Source organism: Okeania sp. SIO3I5, assembly GCF_010672085.1.
Classification (GTDB): domain Bacteria; phylum Cyanobacteriota; class Cyanobacteriia; order Cyanobacteriales; family Microcoleaceae; genus Trichodesmium.
This window is the reverse complement of sequence record NZ_JAAHHT010000103.1, coordinates 1-25,941: the sequence shown is the minus strand read 5'-3', so window position 1 is coordinate 25,941 and position 25,941 is coordinate 1. Positions and strand designations below refer to the sequence as shown.

Below are 25,941 nucleotides of genomic sequence, written 5' to 3'. Positions count from 1 at the left end.
GCCCATCTCATAATTTAGGTGGTGTGGCAATGCAGCCGAAGTTAACTGCACGACGCCCCCCTTCATATAGAGGAGGTGCGATCGCAAAGGAGCAGGTTTCGGAAAGCATAGGCAATCGCAATGAAGAAACCTCGTTAGCACCCATTCAAGCCAAAGAAACAGAAACTGCTAACAAAACTGGTTTACCAGATCGCCTCAAATCAGGCATTGAAAACCTCTCTGGTTATTCAATGGATGATGTGAAGGTGCATTACAATTCTGATAAACCAAGTCAATTACAGGCTCATGCTTATGCACAAGGAACGGATATTCATGTGGCTCCAGGGCAAGAAAAACATTTACCTCATGAGGCTTGGCATGTAGTGCAACAAAAACAAGGAAGGGTAAAGCCAACTATGCAGTTGAAAGTTGGAGTAAATGTGAATGATGATGCTGGATTGGAGAAAGAGGCGGATGTGATGGGGAAAAAAGCTTTTCAGTATGTAGATAATGGATCGGAAGCTATTGCTCAAAGAAAACTACAAGAGATGATGGACAACAGTCCTCAGATGAGGCAATTAAGTGCTTTTCAGGAAATGGCTAATAATAGTCAACAACCTGAGCAAACAACTCAATTTCAAGAGCTTGCTAGCAAAAATCAAAACTTAGAAGTAGTTCAACTTCAATCTTATTATCATTATACAGATAAAACAGGGCATGATGGCATTAAGGCAAGCAAAGAAATATGGCCTTCCACCAAAGATGGGTTAGCCCATACCCATTATGGTAAAGGACACTATTTTTCTGATTTAGACCCTCATTTTGATACTGCATATTATGGGATGCAGGAATTTGCAGCAAACATCTTTAATAGATTATCTAAATCAAATAAGGATAAAATGATGTACTACGTGGAGGTAAAAACTGATGGTTTATCTCTTGAGCAACAAGTTGATGATAAATATGGATTTCCCCTACATATTTTTCTAAATAAATCAGAGGAAAAGCTAGATATTTCTAATAGGTTTATTGCTGCAGGCCCTACTTATTTTCAACAAATTTCTGAGATAGGCTTAGATCCTACAAAATTCAAAGGAAATTCAAGGAAGTAAAAGACTGAAAAATTATTACCAAAAGTGCGATCGCGACTTTTAAGGTGCGTTAACGGAGTGTAACTAACCTAACCCCTATCCTATGACTCTATAATAGACAGGACTTACGCAAGAATAGACAGGACTTACGCAAGGGTACTAATTATAGTGGAAATATTGGGAATCTTGACCAAACAATACGCCATATATAGCGGTGCTGCGTAAGTCCTGATTATGTTTAAATTTAGTATAGCAATTAAATACAGCAGTCAGTTATGATCAAAACTTCACTCAAGAGAGCCACATCTTCCTATCAACCTTCGTCTACACAGGATCAAGGAAAAACCAGCTTTCAAAAAACAGAAATACCAGTACAACCAAAGAGAGAATATTTGTCACCTGAGACTCTGGAAAAACAGGGATACAAGCAGCCGAAACCAGGGGCAATAATAGAGAATGTGATGGCTGCCCAACTTGCGGGTATAGGCGATCAGCCTTCAGAAAAAGTAGGGGAGTTAGGAAATATTTTAAGAGCACCTCGCCCATCTGATAATTTAGGTAGTGTGCCTATTCAGCCGAAGTTCACTGCACGACGGCCTCCTTTAGGGAAAGTAGAGGAGTTGGGAAATATATTAAGAGCGCCTCGCCCATCTCATAATTTAGGTGGTGTGGCAATGCAGCCGAAGTTAACTGCACGACGCCCCCCTTCATATAGAGGAGGTGCGATCGCAAAGGAGCAGGTTTCGGAAAGCATAGGCAATCGCAATGAAGAAACCTCGTTAGCACCCATTCAAGCCAAAGAAACAGAAACTGCTAACAAAACTGGTTTACCAGATCGCCTCAAATCAGGCATTGAAAACCTCTCTGGTTATTCAATGGATGATGTGAAGGTACATTACAATTCGGATAAACCAGCTCAGTTGCAAGCCCATGCTTATGCACAGGGTACGGATATTCATGTTGCTCCAGGGCAAGAAAAGCACTTACCCCATGAGGCTTGGCATGTGGTGCAGCAAAAACAAGGAAGGGTAAAGCCAACTATGCAGTTGAAAGTTGGAGTAAATGTGAATGATGATGCTGGATTGGAGAAAGAGGCGGATGTGATGGGGAAAAAAGCTTTTCAGGTAGAAAAATCTGAGGCGATGCTAAGTTTACAGCCTTCACATAAAATCAACAGCGCGCTAGCAAAAGGCTTGCAGCGAAAATCTGCACATCCAAGTGAACATTATGGCGGGTTAGGTGTTATCCAAAAAAAGTCTCACTTTATAAATCCATTTCCCTCAGCTGCGCCGCCTACTGATATTCCATTACAAACTCTTCATAATACATTTTCTACATTTTTTAAACAATCTGGTCAGCATGAGCAATATAACTTTCAGAGCGTGTTGAAAAACATCCAACCTAATGACCCAACATATTCTGGTCAACCCTGGGCAAAGGCTAGAAAAGTTGCAGCAATAATAGAGGACACTTCTAGGAAGAAAGTAGGAGGAGCAAGAGACAACAGTGTAATTATCCCTTACGGACATTTTGGTATGATGGAGCGTGCCATTCATCAAAGACCAGACAAAGGCAATATCTATGATGGGGGGCATTTGATTGCCCATGCATTGATGGAAGGAGCTGACGCAGACGTTCATGGAAATCTAGCTCCTCAAGAGGGTAAGTCTTTTAATCAATCATTGATGCGAGCATGGGAAAAATATCCTGAAGAACAGCCTGGAACAGATGACTTCCAATATGAAGTTGAAGTTAAATATGATGGTACAAATTACACCAAAACTGGTGCAGAATTAGTTACTGCAGGGGTTATTCCTGGTGCGGTTCCAAGTAATTTATCCCCCACTGATCAAGCTACCTTTAATGCAAAGACGGCAACTTTTGAGCGATGGGTTCCGATTTCGTGGCATCCAAAGGTTAGTGCTTTGCCTGCAAAAAACATATTACCTCTAACGACAGCAAAGGGGGCTCATTTCAATAATGTGACAGGAACTACCGCTGCCGCAGAGTCCTCTGTATCTGCTCCTCCTAGCTCCCTCGCAAGAACCAAGTCAAATACTGTGGCAGGAGCTTTTGACCCCTTCGGAGATCCAGGAACTGGCATGGTAACTTTTGGCGGTGGTGGTGTAAATACTGTTTCTGCTAATATGTTTCAATCTCAACCAGAACCGATGTCCGTTCAACCAGGGGCTCCAGGTCCTGGTGGTGTAGTTATGGCCCCATTTACAGCTCCACCACCTCCGTCTAAGCAACTTCCTCCCGGACAAACATACAGTCTGGGAACCATGAAGAAGCAGGTCCAAACTAATGTTACATTTAAGACGAAAGATAGGAAAAGGAAATTGAATGATACCACAGTTGATAGTAATGCAAAGAAAAAGGTACCTCTCTATCACGATTTAAGAAAGAACCAATTTCTTGATCTAAAGAATGGTGTTAAGCTTCTAAGGGAAGTAGGAGAATCACCTCAATTACTTGAAGCTGATTTTGTTCGTATAATCAGCACCCTTGATAAGTCGGTGCAAGGGAAAATGCACAATGTCGTCAATAGTCGCCAGGATCTATTACCATAAGGTTTTTTGGTTAGCGATCGCTGCTTTTGTAGGTCGGGTTAGTCCAAGGAAATCCAACAATGAGAATTTAGAATATGGAATTACGCGATCGCGCCAAGGATATTATTAGCGGCACGAATATTTTAACTATTGACCTGGAGAGAGCAATTTCCAGACATCCAGCTAAATGTTTATGTAACATTTAAAATGGGATTTCTTCATCGAAATCAGAATTATTTTCCCCTGCTTGAGATTGACCTAAATGTTCCTCCGCTGCTTGAATTTTGGCAAAAATAGATGTTCTAGAATAAGGTCTTTTTTTTATCAGTCTATCAATTTTATATTTAGCTTTAATTGCCTCTCTATATTCTTTAGAAATCGGTTCTTCCGGCCAATTCAAATCAGTAGCTTTGACAATTGGTAGTCGAGAACCTAACTTTTCTATCGGCATTTCTGGTAATCGAATCAGAAAATATTCTCGCCTACGTTTAATATTTTCTGCCCGATTTTCAATTTCTGCTAATACACCTGCTAACTGACTAGGATGATGTTCAGAAATAGCAACTATAACCTCAATATCATCTAAGGGAATACCTAAACTTTCTGCTTTTGCTAAAAATTCATCAGGAATATGATTTGTGACTGGAGGATTCACCGCAGCAGAGATTTCTGCCATAGCTTTTTTGATGGTTTCTTTAGCAGTTTCAACTGTTTGATTATTAACTTTATTGCTCGGAGCTTCACTGACAATATCTTCTAAATATTGGGTGGCATTAGTTAATAATTTAATTGCTTTTTTTAAATGTTCATAATCCATTTTAAATAATTTTTATTCAGTAAAAAAATAGTACAATAATTAAACAATTATTGAAATTCACTTAATAACCAAAATTTTTGAATTTTGAATTTTGAATTTTGAATAATAAAAATGGTATCCATTTTTATTATTCAAGAGGTTGTAATTCTTGGGTCGATTGCCATCCTGGTTGCCAAAGAGAACGGTCTTTTAGTTGTTTAGCATTTAGCCAAAATCTCACACTTGAGTCACAGGATGCTACCATTTCAGCAAATACCCATTGACCTTGATTTTTCCGATTTACTACTTGGAAATGTCGCCATCCCCAAGTTTTTTGAGTTGCTGTCCATTTAGAACCAAGAAGATAAGGGAATTTTTGTTTTTTTGGCATTTTTAAAAAAGAAAAAGAGAATATAATATCAAATCTAATACCGCCAGAAACCGGGTTTGTTTTAAAGCCACACTGTATAAAATCTACCTGCTACAAACCCGGTTTCTTATAACATTTCCAAAGCAAGCGGATTTAATATATAGCAATAATAAATCATTCGTGAGAAAAAATTGTAGGGGTTTGGTCTCCAAACCCAAGCTTTAATACCAATTCCCAAAAATAATGCTATACTTGCTCACAACTTCAGTTATTAACTAATAAATCAGTAAGAGCAATGTTTTTAACAATTTGTTGCCATTTTTTAAAGATATAAGATATTTTTGAACCCTACTCCCTACTCCCTACTTCCTACTCCCTCTGCTCAAGGAGATGTAGCAAGAATGCATGAGAAATGGTATAAGGGATTTGGAGACCAAACCCCTACGATAAAATATTACAACCTATTTAGGATTGCTATAACTCTAAGATAAGTCTAACTTCATTTCATTATTTTCATCAAAGCCAAGATGAGAATATAGAGGTTTACCTTGAGGGGAACCATGAAGAGTAACTTGAGTACAATCAATAGACTTGAGGTAAGCAATGGCTTCTCCCACCAATTTTTTAGCAATTCCTTGACGGCGATAATCTGGTTCCACATAAACCCCCCAAATATAACCCCGTTTTCGATATTCTGGTTTGAGGATATTCGGATACAAACCAGCGAATATTTGACAGCTAACTGAACCAACTATTGTATTATTTAGCTCGGCAAGAAAGGCTTGATAAAATAGTTGCTGCCGAGCCTTATCAATATATTCTTCTGTGATTTCTAACCAGTTAGATTCAATAGAGTCTTTAGGAACACCAATATCTTGCCACATTAGATAAAGATGTTTGGCAATTAGATAATTTTCTTGTGGGTTTGCTACTCTGATATTAATATTTTCTTGCATTGAAACTTTCAATAATTTTAGTTTCCAAACTTATTTTTATATAAAACTACTTTAGTATCTTTTTCAAGCTAAATTAGCTTCTGAAGTAGTTAGTATATCGAGCAATTTTCAACTAGATAATAGTCAATCGAATTTAGTACATACTGCTAATTTAACTTCTGAATTTTGACTTCTAACTTCTGAATTCAACTAAACCTGCTGCTTGTAATGCTACCCAGGTTCTACTTGAACACATTTCTGGTGTGAGAGTTGCGATCGCTATCCACTGAATTCCTAAAGGCCCAACTTCTGGATCGTCACTGCTCAGGTTGGTTGGTATTGGTTCCACTCTACACTGATAAATAATATTTAAAGTATGAAGTAGCTTCCCTTCTCCTTCAGGAAAAAATTTCTCTGCTATTGTCAGCAGTCGTTCTACCTGGAAATTTGTAATTCCTGTTTCTTCTTTTATCTCTCGCGCTAGTCCTGCCATTAATGTCTCTTCTGGTTCCAAACCTCCTCCTGGTAAGTCCCAACAATTAGGTTCTGGAGCTGTCATTTGATGTAGCAACAACACTCGATCGCCTGCCACAAAGAACCCTAATACTGCGACTCTTAATCTTACTTCTTCTTGCATTTTTCTCAACTAAATTAACTCAATATCTTTTCTATGTTAAGTTAAACATTAGGAATAATCCTCATTTGTGAATATTTTGGTCAAATTCTCAGCTTAATACGAAAATATATAATTTTTTTTGATCATTAATATTAACAGGATTTACGCAAAGTCTTAAACAATACGTTATCCGTAGAGGGCGAATGCCATTCGCCCCTACCAGATATAGTGGTTTTGCGTAAGTCCTGATTAATTTAACCTCTATCTTTCTTTCTTGGTTGAAAAATTGGCATAAAAATGTTACTCGTTTTTATCTTAAAAAAAAATGATTTGTGTTAAAATTACTTATGACATAAGTCACCAATTAATATTGGGAATTTAGGTTATATTGAGTTTTAGAGGAGGCAGACACAGATAGAAAATTGCATCTAATTAACCTAACTGGATAATCCGGTTTTCACCACTTTAGATATACCAAATTAGGAAAATTAGAGAATGTCGCTATCTAAAATTCGAGCAAGAACAAAACTACAGGGAGCAAAAAGAAAATTCTAGCTAGGGGGTGTGCATAATGGTTGATTTTGATTGCTTATATATTTTACTGACAGCTACAATTTATTTGGGACTAATTTACCTCGTATTGAGCTTGATTCCAAAGAAACTGAAGAAAGTTGGCTAGATTTACAGGATTAATTAGGGTTGGGGATCGAGGTAAAGAGTTTTTTCTAATCAACATTTTTATTGGGGCGATCGCCTATTCATCCAACCCTTTCGATTAAGACATTTTTAACTGCTCTACCTGTATCGATCGCCCCTGGTATTAATAAGTAATAGTTGATAGTTCAGGACTTACGCAGGCGAACCCAGAAACCCGGTTTATTGTAGATGTCTGTTGTTCAAAACAATGATTTCTCATAGAAACCGGGTTTCTTTGCGTAATTCTTATAGTTAATAGCTGACAACTAAACGCTGATAATACAACCTTTTCTTGCAGGTAAATCTAACTCTAATTGACTAGCTTCATTTTCCCTTTGCCAAGATATTTCACAACTACCATAAACAACTTTATTGGGTTGAGATTTAAGCTTACTAATACTAACATTAACCTTTGCTGCTTCCATACCAATATTAACAGCTACAATAATTTCCTCATCCCCTAAAATACGAGCAAATAAATAAACATTTCCCTCAGCAAACAAAACTTCATAACTACCAGTACGCAAAGCAGAATATTCATTTCTAATAGCAATTAACTTTTTATGATATTCCAGAACTCGATCATCCCATTTTTCAATAATAGGAAAACTACGACGAGAGTCCGGATCTAACTTTCCTGGTAAACCGACTTCATCACCATAATAAATACTTGGCGCCCCCGGAAAAGTCATCAATAATAAAGTCGCTAACTCAACACTCGCTTCATCTCCTTGAGCAATACTCAAAACTCTAGCTGTATCGTGACTATCTAATAAATTTAGTTGAGTTAATTGAATTTCCCAAGGATAAAGTTGCAACAACTCTGCCATTTTTTGACCATATTCAACAGCAGATATAGCTGGATAAGCTTCATAATCACGGTCTTTTACTTGCTCAATATCCACACGATCGCCTGCTGTAAAAGCAATAGTCGGACCAGTAAATAAATAATTCATCACCCCATCAAACTGAGTACCATCCAACCATTGCACGCAGTTACTCCATACCTCACCCACAATATACGCTTCTGGGTTAATAGCTTTGACGCGATCGCGAAATTCTTGCCAAAACCCAGGAGTCTTCACCTCAGCAGGTACATCCAAGCGCCAACCATCAATGCCAAATTCTAACCAATATTCCCCAATTTCCATAATGTATTCTTTCACCTCTGGGTTATCGTGATTGAATACAGGTAAAGCACGGTTGCCTACCCATCCTACATAATTAGCAGGTAAACTACCATCGTAAGCAGACAGAGGCCAATTTTCTATTTTGAACCAATGTAACCAGGGAGAATGAGGACCGTTTTCCAAGATATCGTTGAAGAAATAGAAACCGCGACTAGCATGGTTGAAAACTCCATCGAGAACAATTTTAATGTGGCGATCGTGAGCAGCATCTATTAATACTCTTAACGCTTCATTGCCTCCTAAAATTGGATCGACTCGATAATAGTCATGGGTATGATAGCGGTGGTTGCAGGTTGATTGGAAAATTGGGGTGAAATAAATAGCGTTGAAACCCAAGTCTTGAATATAATCAAGTTTTTCGATGACACCCCAGAGGTTGCCTCCTTTGTAACCTTGAGGAGTAGGAGGTTCATCCCAAGATTCTAGTGTGCTGGGATACCAACCTTTGTCGATTCCTTTTCTGGTTTGGGTGGGTCGTTCACCTTTAGCAAAACGATCTGGGAAAATTTGGTAAAAGACGGCGTGTTTTACCCATTCTGGTGTTTGAATCTGCATGAATAATTTTCTCTTTTTAGGAAACCGCTACTATTTTGACAGGAAATTGCTCTGATAGTATTAGAAATTAACATAATATTAAAATTTGTCACAATTACTAGACAATTTGATCGAGAGAAATTTTAGTTATATTAAGTTTCAATGTAAGCATTCAGTTATTTTTTGATCGTAGGGGTTTGATCTTCAAACCCAATCCAAGACTGGATTTGGGGATTAAACCCCTACAGTTTTTTCACAAATCATTTAGGGTTGCTATTCGTGTGTCTAGCTTAAAATGTGGTTCATTAATGGATAATGGATAATGGATAATTATATCAAATCCGGTAGTATCGGTAGAATTCCAGACTCTCCGGGGTTTGGTCTCCAAACCCTCTACAAACTAGGAGTTTTGACTCTTTTCTGATAGTAGAATTATATCACTTCCGTTGCGAGCGCGGATTTGATATTACCTCTCCCTAAAAAGGAGAGGATTGACTAAAAGGAAAAAATTTATTTCTCTTGGTTGATTGGATATGGCGCCGGTAACCCATCCATCCCACCCTTCGGGAAACTGCGTTAACAACCGCTCTCTTGGTCGATTGGATATGCGGAGGAAACCTCCGCATCCCTCGACCGCTTTTTCCCCTTTATTGGGGACGCTTTAAACCTGAATTCACTAATTATTTAATTGTTTAATTATTAATTATTTCGGTAAAGAGCGAGTCAATGAAGACCTCTCCTAAAAGGAGAGGGGGGGAAATATTCTCCCCCTTCCCTCGTAGGGAAGGGGGTTGGGAGGTTATAAAATTTTGGGTGGTGGTGCTGAGGAATGGTAGAGAGAGTGTGGGAGGTGTGGGAGGTGTCGGAAGTGTCGGAAGTGTCGGAAGTGTCGGAAGTGTCGGAAGAAATTACAAAACTTATGTATCTTCGCCATTCCTCAGCAGGACTACCAAATTTTGAAAAAAGAATGTTACAAATAATAAGGGTAACAAAAAGATTTTAGAGGAGATGTCCCTTTGACAAAAAATGTAACTTAATACCTAAAAAATCGTATTTAAACCATTCATTCTGACTCCTGACTCCTGACTCCTGACTCCTAAAAAGTACCCTAACTATTTGTAGCAAACATTTATCAAATTGGTATTAGATTTTTTTTTTCCACAATTTTAGTTAGATATCGTGTTATAATCAGCTAATAACTCATAGCTTATATACAGCGGGTTCCACCTTGCTGAGGTACACCCATGGCGAGCAAGATGCTCACACTGGGAAAATTGAATTTTTAATATCTGCAGGACTTACGCAGAACCGCCATATCTAGTAGGGGCGAATGGCATTCACCCTCTACAGATAGTGTATTGTCCAAGAATTTGCGTAAGTCCTGATCTGTACTTCTTATGCTTGGAATTTGCTGTATGATAGCTCAATGCTTACGTTTCACTTTTATGAATTATTTCAATAAAAACAAAAAATGGTGAGACAAGAAAATCAGAATTTGCCATCTATTATTTATGCTGAAGTTCCTGTACGTTCTCAGAGTGGAGATTCTCTGTTGAAAACATCAGAGCTAATTACCAGCGAAAATGTAGAGCGGTTTTATTCAGAACCTCAGTTAGTTAACGCCACTACAGAAAAGTTGCGTGCTGAAGGTTTTGAGGTTTTGTCAGAGGGACCAATAAGTATTACTATTGCTGCCCCTCCAGAAGTTTATGAACGGGTTTTTCAGACTAATATTATTAGCCAAGAAATTCCCCTAATTAAAGCAGGAGTTTACCCAACAAAAGCAAAATTGTTATCTGTTCCGAACGCAGAAATGCCGGGGTTAATGGATGCCTCTAAAAGCTCTTTAAGTAATTTTATAGAAGGGGTAGCAATTAATGAACCTGTGTATTATATGGCCTCTGCTGTTCCTCCGAAACCCAACTATTGGCATCTAAATGTACCTGATGATATCTCGAAAGGTATAAATGCTGATCCAGTTCATCGTCAAGGTATCACAGGACGTGGTGTCAAGGTAGTGATGGTTGATTCTGGGTGGTATCGTCATCCCTTTTTTGAGGCCAATGGTTATCAAGGTAAGGTAGTGCTGGATGGGGGTGCAGTTAACCCAGAATCCGACGAAAATGGTCACGGTACTGGGGAATCAGCTAATCTATTTGCTATTGCACCGAATGTTGAGTTGACAATGGTAAAAGCGAAGTTAAAGAAATCTGCATTGGTTAATTCAGTAGGAGCATTTAAAAAAGCAGTTTCCCTAAATCCTGATATTATATCCTGTAGTTGGGGTGATTCTCAAAGAGATCCTCCTCTTTCTGCCTTTGCTAAAGTAATGTATGCTGTAGTTTCGGATGCAGTCAATCGGGGAATTATTGTCATTTTTTCTGCTGGAAATGGGAGATGGAGTCTTCAAGGACAACATCCCGATGTGATTTCTGCGGGGGGTGTTTATCTTTCTTCTGATGGCAAGTTGGAAGCTAGTGACTATGCTAGTGGGTTTAGGAGCAGAGTTTTTCCCCAACGAATTGTACCTGATGTCTGTGGTTTAGTGGGTAAACTGCCACGAGCAACTTATATTATGTTGCCAGTGCAACCAGGAAGTCTGATAGATGTCACTCATGGGGGACTAACTAGGTATCCTGATGGTGATGAAACTTTGTCAAATGATGGTTGGGCAGTATTTAGTGGTACATCTGCAGCAGCTCCCCAGTTGGCGGGTATTTGTGCTTTGATAAAGCAGGTATATCCTCAAATTTCACCCCAACAGACTCGTGACTTTCTCAAAAAAACTGCTCGTGATATTTTGGCAGGGAGAAGTAGTTTTGGTACGGGAGGAAATCAGGCGACTGTTGGTGTTGATCTGGCAACTGGCGCAGGTTTAGCTGATGCTTTTCAGGCAATAATGATGGCGACTAAGATTGCTGGTAAGACTATCTTAAGTGATAGTCAAACAGTAGAGGAGCAACCAGAGAAATTTTTAGTAACAAATCAAGTTGAAACAAAGGAGATGATTATGGACCCGATACTAGATTCAAAACTGAGTGATATTATTTGGGAATTTGACAAAGTTCTTCAGAAAGTGATGGATAAAAATCCTCAAATGGAAAAAGTGGAACTTAGTCTAAGTGACCTAAAATTTGTCAGTCGTTCACCATCGACAAAAGCGGCAGCAAGTCTAAGAAAAATATTGGAAAAAAGTGATGAGGATATTAAGCTACGCTTATCTGCCTCAGAAGGTCTTTTGAAAATAGGTTATTATCAGGAAAGAGTATTGAAATTCCTGACTGAAGAAGCACTTACTGAGATAGAGAAAATAGAAAATAATGAAACAGAAAAGTCTAATTTGCGCGATCGGGCGATTCAAGCTTTAGGGGAAATTTCTTCTGAGAGTGTTGATACTTCTGAGAGTGTTGATACTTCTGACAGTGCATTGGAATTTAGAAAATCTAGTGGTTGCCGCTGTCGTAAGGGTGACAAATGTGTTGCGTGCTGATCAACAGAACTGTCTTCACTTTATGGTCTATTAAGCACCCTCTTATTGAACTCTTCTAAAACAAATCCAGGAATTCCCAAATCCTCTTTTTGAACTAAACAGCAATCTTGCACTGTTAGTAAAAATCCTTGGATTGTCTTTTCTTCCCCTGGTTGAGCATCTGCTCCTGCCAAAAAATCACGCCATAACTGCTCATTGTCACCATAGAGTTCCACAATATGTAAAGCAGCCATATATTCAGCTATTGGGTCTAGAGAAAAACGAATTTTATTTTCACTAGACCCAATAGTTTGGATAATCTGCAAGCGTTTTTCCAGATATTCCAGAAGTGCTTCTGGTTGCTCTCCTCCTAATGCAGTTAGTACAGCATCTCGCTCTGCTGTTGTGGGTCGATAACTTTGCTTCAAACATTCCCAAGCTATTATTTTGGTGTTTTTTTGTACCATCCGATTTTCCAGTTTGTTTTCTTTAACATTCAGGTTTAATGAATTTAAGTAATCTAGCATCAAATCAGGAACGTTACTAGGTAAACTAGCTAAATTTTGATTGGCTTTAGCAGTAATCATTTGTTCCATGTAAAGCTTGACTAAAAGCACAGTAATATGCTTTTCTCCAACAATATTTGAGAGTTTATTACGAGCTTCAATTATATCTTCATCGTTGAAAAGATTGCGTTTTCCCTGCTGTGTTAAGTAAGCATCTATAAATCCTAAAAGTTGATTATTTTCAACTTGAAGTGGTTGAAGTATTGTTCTATTCACACCACCCAATTTTTCTTTTATTCTGGATGTAATTACTAAAGCATTAACAGAAAAATTTGGTAGTTCCGGTCTAATTTGTTTCCGGGTATTTTCCTTCATTTCTGACAAATGATCTACTATAACTAATAGTCTTTGCTTTCTCAAAAGTTGTACTAATAATTCTTCAGGAATTGGCTCTGGAGAATCAATTAAATCTTGGAGTTTGCCACGAATAGCTTCAATAAAAATTTCTTTACCTTCTGCTACTGGAAAATCTAATTCTTCTTCCAATAAAATTGGTAACATTTGATGTTCGCACAAATATTGTTCTGAATTTTCAGACATTCCCCAGTGAGCTAACTGACAAGCTAAACTTGTTTTTCCTAAACCACCTTCTCCCCAAATTAAGAGGCACTCTCGTTGTTCAGTAAAGTAAGGTTTGAGATTATTTCCTGTGAGGTTGGCAATCTTTTGACCATCCAAAATAACAGGAATAGGAATGTAAATATTTCGTTCTTTAACTGTAGATTTCTTTTGAAACTCCTTGCGAGCTGTTTCCAGGTGAAATTTAACCCAAGCATCAAGTACCTTGGGATGGTAATGTAAGTTAAACAATAATTTTCTTAAAGTTGATATCTTAACCCCACCTAAAACATTAGGTAGAGGAATATCTGTATAGGATTGTAAAAAGTTATTGATTTTTAGTAGCCATAAAGGTCGTTTCCAAAGGATAAAAAAGATTGAGGGAAACCAGAAAATAACAATAATTATTACCCCAATTATTAAAGGATATTTCTGAGCAAAATCCTTTGCAGTATAAAAAGTTGGAGCAATTTGTAAAGCATTAATTCCAGTCAGAGCATTCTTGAGTTGACTTTTTACTTCTTCAATATTCTCACCAGACTTTTTTAAATCATCTTGGTTTTGATTTAAAATTTCTATAGCTTTTTGTAAACCTTCTTGGGCATTCGCTCGTTCTTCTGGAGTTAAACGAACATCATATTCAGACAAATTTTCAGCAATATTTCTGAGAGCATTAATTACATTTTTTTGTATCAATTTTTCATCGCTACTTTTTAATACCTTTTCTAAAGTAGAAACTGCTAATTTAACATCTCTACCACTCCGACCTAATGCTTCCGCAGCTCCCAACCTAATTCGCCAATCATTATCTTTTTTCACTGCTACTTTGACTTTTTTAAGAGCTTTATCTAGAACATCAGAATCTACATTTATTAGTACCTCACTCAGATAATCTATACCCAAATCACGAACATATTGATTGGGATCTTGTTGTGCATCAATTAAGGTTTGTATAGTTTCTAATTCAGATGGTGCTATTTTCACTAATGCCCGAATACTTCCAACGCGAACAAGTTGAGAGCGGTCTGTCTTGCCGGCCTCAATTAAAGGTTTAATAGCATCTTTAGCTAAAATACCCATATCTGCTAAAGAATAGGTAACATAATTACGAACCTCTTCATCTTTATCTGTCTTTAAAATATTAATTAAAACAGAAATAACTTGCTTTCGTTTTTCTCCTAACTCTATCTTTCCAAAAGCTTCAAGAATAGCAAAACGAAGTTCTTGATTATCACTTTCCAGTGCTTTAATCATACCATCTATACCTATTTCTTCCTTTAATTTACGGCTAGCTTCTTGATTATTTTCTTCAATTTCATCTGTTAACTCCTCAATATAAGGTTGAATTTTTGGCTCGATCGCCTCTTGCGACCAAGCATTTCCAATCATCAAAAAAGACAAAGAAATACCAACAAAAATAACCTGCCCCAATCTAGATAAATTCACCCTAAGATACCCCATGATTAACTTCTCCAATTTTCAATTAATCTATAACTTTATATAGAAAATTTATTAGCTATATCTCAGAAAAATAAACAGTAAAAAAAACTCAAAACTTCTGAATTATGACTTCCTATAGCGGGCAATATTCCCACACTAAAAACATTCCCTCGTTAATATCTATACTTCATAAAAAAATCTGACTTCTGACTTCATAAATACTTCTGACTTAATAAAAAGCGATCGCTTCCCTATGAAAAATTATCTCCCAACTAACAATACAAAAAACTTTTGGCTTTTTAATTTTAACTTTTGACTTAGATAAATACCATCACCCATAACCAAAAATTAACCTCACCATAATCTAAATAGGGTTTGCTGAATAATTGGTTGGTGGGGTAGGACACGGGGATGCTCAGACGGGGAGACGCTCAGATGTGGGGACGCGGAGGGGAGTAAGAATCTTGTCTGGTCAGGAATCCTAACATGCATTTTGATGAAGAGCTTAAACAGGCGTACTTTTTCAAAAAAAAAATTGCTCAAACCTTTATATGCAAATGCTTTTAGATTTAATCAGCAAACTCTAAATATCTATATATAGCACTACCCAAATAGCTTAGAACATTTATAAATGCTCAAACGAGCGTCAGGAACTACTTCTGACTTCTAATTTCTAACTTTTAACTTCCCTGACGAGAAGTCCCGCGCTCTCCCCTCAGGAAGCGGAGGGATGGGAAAGCCAGGGTCAACGGTTAGATACCTCCATAAGCTAAACGTTATGCTCCCCTTGACACATAGGAGAGAGGTATTTTATGACAATAGTTGTGATTGAGCGTAAGTTCAACGAACACAGGGGGAGGACATCACCTCACACATGCGCAGCGGTCAGGGTTTCCCAGGCGCTCAGAATCCCTATTTTTCCATCCCCCCTAACCCCACGAGTCAAAGGGGGGAATAGAAGGGCAACGTCGGGAGTATGTCAATTTTAACTTCTAACCTCTGACTTCTTACTTCTGCTATTTTTACCGAAAAATTAAGGTATAAAGTCTCTCCATTCATGGAGAAAAAAGAACAGGACTTACGCAAAGGCACTATATATGGTGTGTTTGTGCGTGATTCTGGCCTCAATACACCCTGCCAATAGCGTTCATGCGTAAGTCCTAAAGAAAAAAAATTCTTTGAGCGGCAATCCTTCTATTGCAGGTGAATATTCTCTTTATTTATCCCCTATCCAAGGGTCGGCACAGACCCACAATTTTTCGGTAATTATTAATTATTAATTATTAATTATTAATTATTAATTATTGAACCCCTTGCCAATGATCCCCAACCATTGAACACTAATGAATGAGAATATCATTGGCAGTGAGGTTCAACCGTGAAAAACGTACTAAGTATAATTCTGGGTGGTGGCGCAGGCACCCGTCTCTATCCATTAACAAAACTGCGGGCCAAACCAGCAGTACCCCTAGCAGGGAAATATCGTTTAATAGATATTCCCATCAGTAATTGCATCAACTCAGATATCCAGAAAATTTATGTTCTGACCCAATTCAACTCTGCTTCTCTCAACCGTCATATCACTCGCGCCTATAACTTTCCAGGTTTCAGTGAAGGTTTTGTCGAAGTTCTAGCAGCTCAACAAACTAAAGATAATCCAGAATGGTTCCAAGGAACAGCAGATGCTGTCCGTAAATATATCTGGTTGTTCAAAGAGTGGGATATTGATTATTACCTAATTCTCTCTGGAGACCATCTCTATCGCATGGACTATCGGGAATTTGTCCAACGCCATATTGATACCAAGGCAGATATTACCCTTTCTGTTTTGCCCATTGATGAAGCACGGGCCTCCGACTTTGGGTTAATGAAAATTGATGACTCAGGCCGGATTATTGAGTTTAGTGAAAAACCTAAAGGGGATGCCCTCAAAGCTATGGCCGTTGATACTTCTGTTTTGGGAGTAAGTCCAGAAGTAGCTAAAGAACAACCTTATATTGCTTCTATGGGAATTTATGTCTTTAACAAAGATGTGATGGTCAAACTTATAGAACAATCAGACCATACAGATTTTGGTAAGGAAATTTTACCCAATTCCGCTAAGGACTATAACGTTCAAGCTTACCCATTCCAAGGTTACTGGGAAGATATTGGAACTATTAGGTCTTTCTATGAAGCAAATTTGGCTTTGACCCAACAGCCTCAGCCTCCCTTTAGCTTCTATGATGAAAAAGCTCCTATTTATACTCGCTCCCGTTACTTACCTCCAAGTAAACTTTTGGACTGCCAGATTACAGAATCAATTGTTGGAGAAGGTTGTATTCTTAAACAATGTCGGATTGACCATTGTGTTTTAGGAGTCCGAAGCCGTATAGAAGCTGACTGTATAATTGAGGATTCTCTGCTGATGGGTTCCGATTTCTATGAACCTTTTGCCGAACGTCAATCTGGTATTAATGAGGGGAAAATCCCATTGGGTATTGGGGCCGAAACAACAATTCGTGGAGCAATTATTGATAAGAATGCCCGCATTGGTCGCAATGTCCAAATAATCAATAAGGACAAGATAGAAGAAGCTCAACGTGAGGAGGAAGGTTTCATAATTCGCAATGGTATTGTGGTTGTCTTGAAAAATGCTACTATTCCTGATGGCACAATCATTTAGTAAATGTTTCTAGCTAGGTCGCTGAGAAGTCTCACACCAAATCAGAGATTATGGTGTGAGATGAATCGGCGTTCAATATTCAATAATTAATAATTAACAATTATATAGACTTCTTGCAGAAGTCGGGGAATAGGGAATAGGGGGATGAAATTGTTCACTTCATATCTTGAACTGATTTAATTTAAACTTTTGCAAGATGTATAATAATTACCTATTCTTAAAAATAAGAGGATTGTTAAAAGGGATTTTTGTATTTTTTTCTCCTTGAAAGAAAAGCCTTTAAACCTTATTTTTTCGGTAAATTAATCAAACATTAGGTTTTTTTTCGCTCAAGTTTATGACCATTTCTTGAATTCAAAATTCACGCATTCAAAGTTAAAATTTTTGGTTCATTCCTTAATTTCAATAATCGTTTCTGTTTAATTAAGGATTCAAGCCTCGTTCGTACAACCACGAAAAAATCAAAAATATTTTCCTGATTTCAAGCCTCTGACTTTCCTGCGGAATGCGGAGCAAACAGGCAGAGGCATTAATGCAAGAATGAATAATTTTTAATTTTGAATTGATTTGACCAAACTAATTATTATGATCGGACTACCAGCTAGTGGCAAATCCACTCTAGCAAAGAAAATAGTTACTAGATATCCTCAGTGTCAATTAATTTCTACTGATGCTATCCGCGCTCAATTATTTGGTGATGAAGCAATTCAGGGGCCTTGGTTACAGGTGTGGCAGCAAGTACAGCAGCAGTTTCACAAAGCTGTAAGTCAAACATCTCTGGCCATATATGATGCTACTAATGCCCAACGTCGCGGACGAAAAGAAGTGATTAACCTTGCTAGAGAAACTGGATTTCGCCACATAACTGGTTTCTGGCTTGACAAATCATTAGAATTATGCTTGAAAAGAAATAAACAACGACAGCGCCAGGTGCCAGAAGAAGTAATAATGAAAATGTACCGTCAGTTAACAGATGCTCCCCCAAATTATGAAGAAGGATTGGATGAACTGAAACGAATTACTAAATAATAGGGAGTCGGCAGTAGGGAATCGTTAGGGCTTGCTAAAAAAATTGGTTGTTGAGGGTAGGACGCGGAGACGCGGAGACGCGGAGATGGAGGGAACAGGCAAAGGTTTCGGTCATTTTATATGAAGATATTTTATGGAATTTCAGCAGAAAATATCAGTAAATTGATGCTAATAAGAACGAATAACTAGAAGAATTACTGAATATAAAAAGCTCTATTACCTTAGCTATCCTGACCTTTAGCTTTATTTAGCAAACCCTAGTTAAAAAAAATGGGAATTATAAAGAAGTTTCAATAATTAATAATTACCTCTTCTTAAAAAAAAGAGGTAAGGTTAAAAGGATTTTTTTTCTCCTTGAAAGGAGAGGCTTTATACCTTATTTTTTAGGTAAGAAATAGTCAACTTTTTTTATAGTAGTTTTCATTGATATAGTCTACAAAACTTTGGTTTGAAGGTATAATTTATGTGTTTCATTAAATTAAATATCTCCAAAAATTAAAAATAAAGTCAATTCTTAATTCGTAAATTATCAATTACTTATCCTTCCAGTTAAGTGTTCCCTGTTCTCTGTTTTCTAGAGATGTCTATTGAAAAACGCTATAAATTTTAGCGATCGCTAATTATTCAGAATTATTATGATTAGGGAATTTGGAATAATAATAAGTTGCATCTAAATTAAGTACATAAACTAGCATTAAAACTAAGATATTACTAATTTAATCAAATCACTTGACAAATAACTAATACCAAAATTTTAAAAGTTTGCTAAATGTTTTGAAAAAAAAGGGGTTTCCTAAGCAAGTCCCTACTATTACAATCGTTTTTTCCAGATAGTATAAAATTATGGAAATAAACAAGTTAGTTACTAATAACTAAAAAATCCGGTACGGCAATTGCCATTAGTTTTTCACAGAAAACCGAACTTGACTAAATATTGAGCTTTGATAAGTTGAAAGAGGGAAGTTAACCTTAATATCGAAATCCAGTTGATTACTCACCAATATCAAAAGATACTTTTTAGACAAAAAGTGTTATCAAGCTTAATATCTAGGTTGAAATTTACTTATATCTGAGAAAGTATAACCATTACACCGCAATGATAAATATTACATACTGCCCAGTCAATTATAATAGTTCTACAAATATAGTCTTTTCAAATCAGTTAAAACTAGAGTGTCATTTCTTCTACTACTAAAAGCTATCTTAATTACTTTGCACTTTTGCCGATATTGACTACAGATATTTGAGAAAATATTTAACTTTATGTTCAAACTCAAATCTTAATTTAAACTCATTACTAAACTGAAAAATAATCATATATTAACATTAAGTAATTGCTCAAAAATACAATATAAGGAGGAGAATAAATGGCGACAACTGATTACAAAGATTATTACTCAATCTTAGGTTTAACCAAAAGTGCTAGTGCAGAAGAAATCAAAAAAGCTTATCGTAAGTTAGCTCGCAAGTATCATCCAGATATGAACCCTGGCGATCGCAAAGCAGAAGCTCGTTTTAAAGAAGTTAATGAAGCTTATGAAGTTTTATCAGATCCAGAAAAACGCAAAAAATATGACCAATTTGGTCAATACTGGAAACAAGTAGGTTCTAGTGCTGGTGGATGGCCTGGTGGCACAAGCGGTACTACCGTAGATTTTAGTGGATTTGACTTTAGTCAGTATGCCAGCTTTGACGATTTTATCAATACCTTATTAGGACGTAGTGGTAGTCCTGGTAGTAGTAATCGTGGTGGACGACAAACTTACACCTATAAAACAAATACAGGTTGGCCAGGTGGGTTTGGTAATGGATTTGATGGTGCTTCTGGTTTTGATAGTCGTAAGTCGGCAACTTCCCTAAATTTAGAAGCTAACATTAGTCTGACTTTTGCAGAAGCTTTTCGGGGAACACAAAAACGTGTGGGTAGTGGAGAAGTTTCAATTCCCTCTGGAGTTAAATCGGGAAGTAAAATCAGAGTTAAAGGTAGAGGTCAATTAGATCCATATACTCAACAAAGAGGAGATTTGTACTTAAAGGTAGAAATTCAGTCTCACTCTTTCTATCAGTTTGAGGGAGATAATTTATTGTGTGAAGTGCCAATAACTCCTGATGAAGCTGTATTGGGTACTTCTATTGAAGTGCCAACTCCTGATGGGATGGTCAATGTTAATGTTCCTGCGGGTATTCGTTCTGGCCAGTCTTTACGGTTACGAGGTAAGGGATGGCCTAAACCCAAGTCGGGAGAACGTACTGATCAATTAGTAAGAATTATTATTACTGCTCCAAAAAATATTAGTTCTTTAGAAAAAGAATGCTATGAGAAAATTAAAGCTAATCGTACTTTTGACCCTCGCAGTCATTTAAAAAATGTATCTCTTTAGTAAGGGATTAGGGAGTAAGGAAGAAATTGAAAAAGTAAAGGAGTAGGGAATAGCTAGTAACGATAGAGTAAAAAAATTGGGATAATTTATTTTTTGCTATTCCTTTAGTTAAGTTAATAATGCCAAGTCATTTTCGAGTCAAAAGTCAATTTTAGGACTTTTGACATTCTCTATAAATATAGTAATCCTAAAATAGGTTGTAAGATTATTATTTTAAGAGTTTGGTATCCCAACCCAAGGAAAAATGGGATTTGGATACCAAGCCCCTACAGTTTTTTTCACCAACCATTATGATTTTTCTGGCATTGTAGAAACCGGGTTTGTATTAGATACCTTGATTTATATTGACATCTTTCTCCAACAAACCCGGTTTCTTGTAACATCAGAGCGATTATTTCATATCAAATCCGGTAGTATCGGTATAAAAAAGCGTAGAAACCGGGTTTGTTTTAAATGCCCCGCTGTAAAACTTCTATCTCCGACAAACCCGGTTTCTTGTAACACCAGAGCGATTTTTCATAGCTCGATTCACTGACGCCTAATTAGTAATATATCTATCCTTTTTGACATTATTATCTAAAGAAATAACAACATGAAAAAAAAGAAAAAAATATATCAAAATTTAGCTATTACCATAACCGTAATATTAAATTCATTATTATCCAGTCCTGCCCAAGCAGAATCATTTGAAAACTTATTAAAAAGTTCATTAACTCCAGCAGAGGTAGAAATACATAATATTATGGGTGACAAAAAAGCATTAGAAACAGCTCGTAATGCTTGTAGTTCCCTGCAAAAAGGTACTTCTGTACAAGAATTTTCAACTCAGGCAGCTATATCATTACTTCAGTCAGGTTTAACACAAGAACAATTACAAACGGCAGCTCTTTATACAGGTAAAGTAATAGCTACAGGCGTAACTTCTTTTTGCCCAGAATATAAATCAAAGTTACAAGAGTTGCAACTATAATTCTAAGCATTCAGCTATCAGCTATTAGCTGTCAGCTATTAACTTATTCTTTTTGAATCAAGAATCAAAGTTTAAAGATTGAGCCAAAATTAAAAGTTACTCTAAAAGCATATTACCTAATCTTTCTGATTAATTAGGGTTTGCTGAAATTAGGGTTTGCTGAATAAAATCTTTTGGTAAGGGTAGGAGTCAGGAGTCGTAGGGGCGATTAGCGTTTGCGGAGCATGAGTAGCAAATAGCCCCTACAGGAGAAACCCTACAGGAGAAATAGGAATTATAGAGGAGATAGGAGTCAGCGTTGTCCCTTAAAAAAAGTCCCCCATCTTCGCACAAAATCCTAAATTTTTGAGCTTTTTAGACTGAAAAGCTTGTACTTTTTTTCGACCTAAAAAGGCACCTTATTTCTCTCTAAATGTTTTGAGATTTAATCAGCAAGCCCTAATTACTTGGTATAAGATTATTACTAAGGAAAAGCTATTTGCAGAGCATTCCACAGGAAAAAGTTAAGGCTAATACCTGAATGCTTACCTACAATCTAATCTAAATAGTATAGTAAAGATTGGTTTACTATTTTATTTCTACCATTGTTTGAGAATTTTAATAACTAGAAAAAATACCCCGTTCTCGGAGTTGCTGCATAAAATACTCTTCCAGACTAACCCTATCTATATTCATAGTAATTAATGTAGCTTTCATTAATCCCAAACTAACTAAAAATTCTTGAGGATCTCCCTGTAAATGACCATGCCAAAAATTATTCTCAAATTCTAAATCTGGTATCCATTGTTTAAGTATTTGAAGATTACCACTTTTACCCTTAACATAATAATAAGTTTCATTTGTGCCTAATATTTCATCCAAAGTACCAATACAAATTAATTCTCCTTCTGCAAGAATAGCTATCCTATCGCAAATTTTCTCAACATCTGATAAAACATGACTATTAAAAAAAATAGTCTTTCCTTCTTCCTTGAGCGAGACAATAATTTCTCTGATTTGATAACGCCCCATTGGATCTAAACCTGACATAGGTTCATCTAAAAACACTAATTCTGGGTTATTAATCAAAGCTTGCGCCATGCCGACTCTTTGCAACATCCCTTTAGAATATTGCCGTAGTTGCGATCTTATAGCTGTAGATTTAGATAATCCAACTAAGTCAAGTAACTCTGGAATTCTCTGTTTTTGTATTGATGCCGGTATTTGAAATAATCCTGCTACAAACTCCAAAAATTCCCATCCAGTTAAATAGTCATAAAAATAAGGATTTTCTGGCAAATAACCAATTTTTTCTTTAACTTGGCGATCGCCTATTGGTTGCCCTAACAAAATTGCCGATCCAGAGGTAGGGCGGACAATTCCTAATAAAGTTTTAAGTAGGGTAGTCTTACCTGCACCATTCTGTCCCAAAAGTCCAAAAGTTTCCCCTTGATAAACTGTCAAATTACAGTTTTTAAGAGACTCTATTTTTTGATTCATCCAAAAGCCAGTGCGGTATGATTTACCTAAGTTAGCAGTTTCTATCACTGGCAATTTTTCGGGCGTCTTTGCTTCAGTGGGAAAATTGATAGTAGATTCCATTTTCAGCTAATAAATTTTTTCTGGCCAAATAAAGATTAAGAAATTTTAAATTAGATTTTCAACACAATTATAAAGCTTTATAGTAATTCAAGAAGCATATTTAAATTTATTTAAAGTCTAAAAACTCCAACGTTATAGTTATGGATATCTCATATGTAAGTACAACAGAAGCAGCATTTCTACTTAATATTTCTACAGGTAGATTGCGATCATTACTCAATCAGAACCGAGTTGTTGGTGCGAAAAAAGTTGGGAGGATTTGGATGATGCCACTCAATGATCGGGATATGCCAGAAATTATACCAGGTCGTCGCGGTCCTGAAGGTACTTGGAACAAAAATAATCGTACAGGCAATACTTTTGTTCATGTTTTGCGAAACACTATTGACTATAACAGAGACAACAAAACTTCTCATCCAGTAATTGCTGTGAAAGTGGGAAACAAAAAAGATTATTGTCACGCTCTGAAAATAAAAGGACCTTGCCAAATAGTTTATCAACCTCATCAACCAAATAGAAGTCAAGCTGGGGGTGCCCGCCTGTGGATAGAAGTTGAACCACAACATATAGTAGAGCGAGTGTACTTTTCAGATGGAGATTATGGTCCGCCTCCTGAAGTGATTCAGCAAAGAGCGAGATTCAAGAATAAAAAATCAAAACCCAAAAAAAGAAAGCCGAAAAAGAAAAAATCAAAGAATTAGGTCAACTTCTGCGGGCTAAAGCCGCGCAGCTTGAGCAACCCAAGGCTTAACTAAGAGTTGGCGCTTACCACAGAGCCAAAAACGATAACACCTCTGGGTATTTCCCTAGCCCGAACTATTTGTTGGCTTTCTTGGGTGAAGGCCGATAAGTCAATGCAAGACACAACGTTTTTGGTGGTCTTAGGGACACACAACTTTTTCTAATAGGATTATCTCCATGATTAGAGTACCGGTTCAGAATCCAGACGCTTCCCCTGCAATGCCGACAAAAGCATCGCGGGCCCGCCGTTGGGTAAAGTCCGGAAAAGCTACAGAACATTGGAATGACATTGGCTTGTACTATGTCCGTCTGGTAGCTGAACCATCAGGTCGTCAAACTCAGAAAATAGCAGTTGGCTGCGACCCTGGCAAAAAATATGCAGGAATTGCAGTTCAGTCTGCAAAGTTCACTCTCTATACCGCACATTTAGTTTTGCTGTTTGACCGTGTTAAAGAACGACTTGGCTCTGCTGTTATTAAACAAGGCAAAATAATTAAAAATGTCAGAGGTCGAGCATTACAACGTCGGGCGCGACGGGGGCGAAGAATTAACCGAAAAGTACCTTTTAACCAACGTGCCCATCGGCAAAAGCGATTTGATAATCGCACCAAAAAAGGTAAATTATCTCCATCTATTCGAGCTTCTAGGGAAATGGAAATCAGAATAATAACTGAAATTTCTGAAGTATTTCCTCCACGGCAAAATTGTTTACGAATTGGTTAAGGCTGATGTGGATTTAACTAGCGGTAGAAAAAGGGCGCGTTCGGGCAAAGGGTTTTCTTCTGTTATGGTGGGACAATATTGGTGTGTAGAGCAACTTAAGTCTATTGCCCCAGTTAAAACTGTTTATGGTTGGCAGAAAAATAATAACGGGACCAGTCAAATCCGCCGATATTTAAAGCTGGAGAAAATCAAAGATAAAAAGGCTCAAGTACATGAATATAATGCAGTAGATGGGATTGCTTTGGCGGCAAGTGAGTTTGTCCGTCACGGCGTAACCTAAGCGTAAAAAAAGCGATATTTGGGGATGGAAAGGTTTGGTTGACATTACTCCTTGTATTTTTCGAGTTATAACCAGACCTGCCTATTTCCGCCGCGCTTTGCACTTTGATAATGCTGAGAAAGGCGGTATTCGCAAACGGAAAGGAGGGACAATTACTCCTTTTAATCTTAGATACGGCGATAAAGTTTTAGCAAAAAAAGCAGGGTTTACTTACATTGGATGGGTTGGTGGCTTCACTGATGCTAAAACCAAAAACATTAGCGTTTATGACCACAACTGGAAAAGACTCGGACAATTTTCTCCCAAAAAAGTCCAACTTATTCGTCGTTCAAATAAACTTTGCGTTATTTAATCAGCCACGGCGATTGAAATCGCCGTTTCGCTGCGCGACATGAAATGCCTTTCCTCCACAATGCAAAAAAGACGTGGATTCCAGGCTCTCGATTAGTCCTCTTGACGAATGAGAAAGTTAAATGGAGAGATTTATAGAGTATAAATACCTACTAAACCACGGCTTTTTATGCTAATTTTAATACTACAAATTGAAGTGCTGAATATGGGCTATAAATGAATTGTCTATCAACTTTTTTTAAGCAAAAAAAAAAGCTCTCCATTTCTGGATAGCTTTTTTTAATTAATCAATCGGTTAATGATTAACCCTTGATAGAAGGAGCTTCTACTGCAGCTAAATCTAGAGGGAAGTTATGAGCGTTACGCTCGTGCATTACTTCCATTCCTAAGTTAGCGCGGTTGATGATGTCTGCCCAAGTGTTTACTAC

20 protein-coding genes and 1 pseudogene are annotated in these 25,941 nt (G+C 37.2%); 13 read left to right on the top strand and 8 right to left on the bottom strand.

The window, feature by feature from the left end; translation table 11 throughout:
- The 3 genes from F6K40_RS21835 to F6K40_RS21825 form a co-directional block, all read left to right on the top strand.
- The coding region (locus F6K40_RS21835; RefSeq protein WP_293139207.1) for an eCIS core domain-containing protein at window positions 1–1,091 on the top strand (1,091 nt) is incomplete at its 5' end.
- Window positions 1,092–1,345: 254 nt separating this feature from the next.
- Window positions 1,346–3,643 (top strand): eCIS core domain-containing protein, encoded by a 2,298-nt coding sequence (locus F6K40_RS21830; protein WP_293139206.1) that lies wholly within the window; start codon window positions 1,346–1,348, stop codon window positions 3,641–3,643.
- Window positions 3,609–3,752 carry a hypothetical protein gene (locus F6K40_RS21825; RefSeq protein WP_293139205.1) on the top strand — a complete coding sequence of 48 codons (144 nt, stop codon included), beginning with the start codon at window positions 3,609–3,611 and terminating at the stop codon, window positions 3,750–3,752. The genes F6K40_RS21830 and F6K40_RS21825 overlap by 35 nt, the downstream gene beginning before the upstream one ends.
- Before the next feature lie 72 nt (window positions 3,753–3,824).
- On the opposite strand, the gene F6K40_RS21820 is transcribed toward F6K40_RS21825, so the two are convergent.
- The 5 genes from F6K40_RS21820 to F6K40_RS21800 form a co-directional block, all read right to left on the bottom strand.
- Window positions 3,825–4,439 carry a hypothetical protein gene (locus F6K40_RS21820; RefSeq protein ID WP_293139204.1) on the bottom strand — a complete coding sequence of 205 codons (615 nt, stop codon included), beginning with the start codon at window positions 4,437–4,439 and terminating at the stop codon, window positions 3,825–3,827.
- 127 nt (window positions 4,440–4,566) lie between these two features.
- Entirely contained in the window at window positions 4,567–4,809 is a 243-nt protein-coding gene (locus F6K40_RS21815; RefSeq protein WP_293139203.1) for a TIGR02450 family Trp-rich protein, read from the bottom strand.
- Between the two features lie 461 nt (window positions 4,810–5,270).
- Window positions 5,271–5,756 carry a GNAT family N-acetyltransferase gene (locus tag F6K40_RS21810; protein WP_293139202.1) on the bottom strand — a complete coding sequence of 162 codons (486 nt, stop codon included), beginning with the start codon at window positions 5,754–5,756 and terminating at the stop codon, window positions 5,271–5,273.
- A 160-nt stretch (window positions 5,757–5,916) separates the two neighbouring features.
- Window positions 5,917–6,360: an NUDIX domain-containing protein gene (locus F6K40_RS21805; protein ID WP_293139201.1), complete on the bottom strand. Its 444-nt coding sequence runs from the start codon at window positions 6,358–6,360 to the stop codon at window positions 5,917–5,919.
- 941 nt (window positions 6,361–7,301) lie between these two features.
- Complete coding sequence (locus F6K40_RS21800; RefSeq protein ID WP_293139200.1) at window positions 7,302–8,780, bottom strand: glycoside hydrolase family 13 protein; 1,479 nt, start codon at window positions 8,778–8,780, stop codon at window positions 7,302–7,304.
- 808 nt (window positions 8,781–9,588) lie between these two features.
- Between F6K40_RS21800 and F6K40_RS21795 the strand changes: the two genes are divergently transcribed.
- Together F6K40_RS21795 and F6K40_RS21790 are read left to right on the top strand one after the other, a co-directional pair.
- Window positions 9,589–9,762 carry a hypothetical protein gene (locus F6K40_RS21795; RefSeq protein WP_293139199.1) on the top strand — a complete coding sequence of 58 codons (174 nt, stop codon included), beginning with the start codon at window positions 9,589–9,591 and terminating at the stop codon, window positions 9,760–9,762.
- A gap of 468 nt (window positions 9,763–10,230) precedes the next feature.
- The gene (locus tag F6K40_RS21790; protein ID WP_293139198.1) at window positions 10,231–12,249 is read left to right on the top strand and encodes a S8 family serine peptidase; all 2,019 of its coding nucleotides are present in this window, start codon (window positions 10,231–10,233) and stop codon (window positions 12,247–12,249) included.
- A 20-nt stretch (window positions 12,250–12,269) separates the two neighbouring features.
- On the opposite strand, the gene F6K40_RS21785 is transcribed toward F6K40_RS21790, so the two are convergent.
- Window positions 12,270–14,798: a HEAT repeat domain-containing protein gene (locus F6K40_RS21785; RefSeq protein ID WP_293139197.1), complete on the bottom strand. Its 2,529-nt coding sequence runs from the start codon at window positions 14,796–14,798 to the stop codon at window positions 12,270–12,272.
- Between the two features lie 1,372 nt (window positions 14,799–16,170).
- On the opposite strand from F6K40_RS21785, the gene F6K40_RS21780 reads away from it, so the two are divergent.
- The 4 genes from F6K40_RS21780 to F6K40_RS21765 all read left to right on the top strand — a co-directional run bounded on the left by F6K40_RS21780 (window position 16,171) and on the right by F6K40_RS21765 (window position 21,837).
- Entirely contained in the window at window positions 16,171–17,457 is a 1,287-nt protein-coding gene (locus tag F6K40_RS21780; RefSeq protein WP_293139196.1) for a glucose-1-phosphate adenylyltransferase, read from the top strand.
- A gap of 585 nt (window positions 17,458–18,042) precedes the next feature.
- Complete coding sequence (locus tag F6K40_RS21775; protein WP_293139195.1) at window positions 18,043–18,486, top strand: AAA family ATPase; 444 nt, start codon at window positions 18,043–18,045, stop codon at window positions 18,484–18,486.
- Between the two features lie 1,367 nt (window positions 18,487–19,853).
- On the top strand, window positions 19,854–20,867 hold the full coding sequence (locus F6K40_RS21770; protein WP_293139194.1) for a DnaJ C-terminal domain-containing protein: 1,014 nt from the start codon (window positions 19,854–19,856) through the stop codon (window positions 20,865–20,867).
- A gap of 592 nt (window positions 20,868–21,459) precedes the next feature.
- The gene (locus tag F6K40_RS21765) at window positions 21,460–21,837 is read left to right on the top strand and encodes a DUF732 domain-containing protein (protein ID WP_293139193.1); all 378 of its coding nucleotides are present in this window, start codon (window positions 21,460–21,462) and stop codon (window positions 21,835–21,837) included.
- A gap of 597 nt (window positions 21,838–22,434) precedes the next feature.
- Here the strand turns inward: F6K40_RS21765 and F6K40_RS21760 are convergent.
- Entirely contained in the window at window positions 22,435–23,418 is a 984-nt protein-coding gene (locus F6K40_RS21760) for an ABC transporter ATP-binding protein (protein WP_293139192.1), read from the bottom strand.
- A gap of 140 nt (window positions 23,419–23,558) precedes the next feature.
- On the opposite strand from F6K40_RS21760, the gene F6K40_RS21755 reads away from it, so the two are divergent.
- The 4 genes from F6K40_RS21755 (at window position 23,559) to F6K40_RS40965 (ending at window position 25,514) form a co-directional block, all read left to right on the top strand.
- Window positions 23,559–24,119: a DNA-binding protein gene (locus F6K40_RS21755; RefSeq protein WP_293139191.1), complete on the top strand. Its 561-nt coding sequence runs from the start codon at window positions 23,559–23,561 to the stop codon at window positions 24,117–24,119.
- 217 nt (window positions 24,120–24,336) lie between these two features.
- Window positions 24,337–24,882, top strand: a complete 546-nt coding sequence (locus tag F6K40_RS40975; RefSeq protein WP_365672339.1) for an RRXRR domain-containing protein — start codon at window positions 24,337–24,339, stop codon at window positions 24,880–24,882.
- Window positions 24,883–24,946: 64 nt separating this feature from the next.
- On the top strand, window positions 24,947–25,162 hold the full coding sequence (locus F6K40_RS40970) for a hypothetical protein (protein ID WP_365672336.1): 216 nt from the start codon (window positions 24,947–24,949) through the stop codon (window positions 25,160–25,162).
- 34 nt (window positions 25,163–25,196) lie between these two features.
- Window positions 25,197–25,514: a hypothetical protein gene (locus F6K40_RS40965; RefSeq protein WP_365672334.1), complete on the top strand. Its 318-nt coding sequence runs from the start codon at window positions 25,197–25,199 to the stop codon at window positions 25,512–25,514.
- Between the two features lie 301 nt (window positions 25,515–25,815).
- Here F6K40_RS40965 and F6K40_RS21745 read toward each other — a convergent pair.
- Window positions 25,816–25,941 (bottom strand): annotated as a pseudogene (locus F6K40_RS21745) (photosystem II q(b) protein); the annotation flags it as partial.